This is a genomic window from Thermaurantimonas aggregans, from assembly GCF_003851885.1.
In the GTDB taxonomy this organism is placed as follows: domain Bacteria; phylum Bacteroidota; class Bacteroidia; order Flavobacteriales; family Schleiferiaceae; genus Thermaurantimonas; species Thermaurantimonas aggregans.
This window is the reverse complement of sequence record NZ_BHZE01000048.1, coordinates 1-1,636: the sequence shown is the minus strand read 5'-3', so window position 1 is coordinate 1,636 and position 1,636 is coordinate 1. Positions and strand designations below refer to the sequence as shown.

At 43.3% G+C, this 1,636-nt stretch carries 1 protein-coding gene; it reads right to left on the bottom strand.

Annotation, left to right across the window (positions count from 1 at the left end):
* Positions 1-160: 160 nt before the first annotated feature.
* Positions 161-1,450 (bottom strand): aminopeptidase P family protein, encoded by a 1,290-nt coding sequence (locus tag EIP89_RS11375; RefSeq protein ID WP_124398805.1) that lies wholly within the window; start codon positions 1,448-1,450, stop codon positions 161-163.
* Between the last annotated feature and the right edge of the window lie 186 nt (positions 1,451-1,636).

The window sequence follows — 1,636 nt, the reverse complement described above, 5'->3', positions numbered from 1 at the left end:
TCAAAAATCAATTTTTTGAAATATCACTACCAAAAACCTGCTTTAAGTCTAATTCATTTTTTGTAACATTAAATACCATTTAAAAACTGATAAAAAAAAGCTGCCCTCTTTTAGGACAGCTTCTTTAATTCTAAAAAAGAATCAACAAAAAGGCCTTTTATTATTCGGCCATAGCTGCTTCTATTTCTTCAATTTCTTTAGGAATATTGGCTGTAAGGTTTTCAAAGCCGTTTTCAGTGATCAAGATGTTGTCTTCAATGCGAATGCCGAGGTTTTCTTCAGGGATGTAAATGCCCGGTTCTACGGTAAAGACCATACCTGCTTCGATTGGCTTATGCCAAAGACCTACATCGTGTACATCGAGGCCCAAGAAATGTGATGTGCCATGCATGAAATACTTTTTGTAGGCAGGCCACTCAGGATTTTCGCTTTCTACCTCTTGGCGCGTGATCAGTTTAAGGTCGATCAAGACCTCTGTCATGAGGGTACCGACTTTTTTGTGGTATTCGTGCAGCATCACACCTGGACGCAGCCATTGCATGGCTTCTTTTTGTACGTACAGTACGGCTGAGTATATCTTGCGCTGGCGATCAGAGAATTTTCCACTGGCAGGGAAGCATCGCGTTACATCGCTGGCGTAATGGCGGTACCAGCACCCGACATCGAAGAGCACTAAATCACCGTCTTGCACTGTATCTGAATTCTTGATGTAATGCAAGATGCAGGCATTGCCGCCTGTTGCGATTATAGGTTCGTAACTGAAGCCAGAAGCACCCAAGTTGAGGTATTCGTGAATGAACTCTGCCTGCAATTGATATTCGGTAACTCCAGGTTTTAAGAAGCGAAGGATTCGACGATAGGCGGAGGTGTTAATTTCAGCGGCTTTGCGCATCAGTGTAATTTCTTCAGGATGCTTCTTGCTGCGTACATAGTGGAGTAGCGGATTGAGTCTACGATACTGATGTAGGGGGTATTCTTCTTGCAGCTTTAAGGCAAAGCGGTGCTCGGCTGTCATCACTTGCACGTCGCGACGTAGGTGCTCGTTGGTATTTAGATAGATGTATTCCGCCTCGGACATCACTTCTTTTAGGATTCGCGGCAGTTGTGACTTCCACTGTACATTTTGTATGCCTGAGAGCTCTCGGGCTTGGTCTTTGGTCAGCTTTTCGCCTTCCCAGCGGGCAATGTGCTCATTGGTTTCGCGCAATATCAGCACTTCTCTAAGGTGCGGTTGCACTGCATCGGGAAAGAGAATGACGACTGTTTCTTCTTGATCAACGCCAGTGAGGTAAACGATGTCTTTATTGGGCACATAGGGCATGGTGCCATCGGCATTGGTAGGCATTACATCGTTAGCTATCAATATGACGGCACTGCCAGCCGGCAAGTGACTAACCAAGTTCTTTCGAAGCTCGATATATGTTTCTTTTGATAGTTTGGGAAAAAACATGAGTTAAAATAATTATACATTCTAATCGGACAAACTTAGCAACAAAGCGGTATGAAAATACAAAGAAGGTGTCCAAAAAGTAAAGGACGCCTTCTTTTTTATTTTGATAAAACCCTTAATTGAAGTAAATTAGAGCCATCATAGACATTTTAAGTGAGGCGAGTAGTCTTTAAACAGCAACCCGGC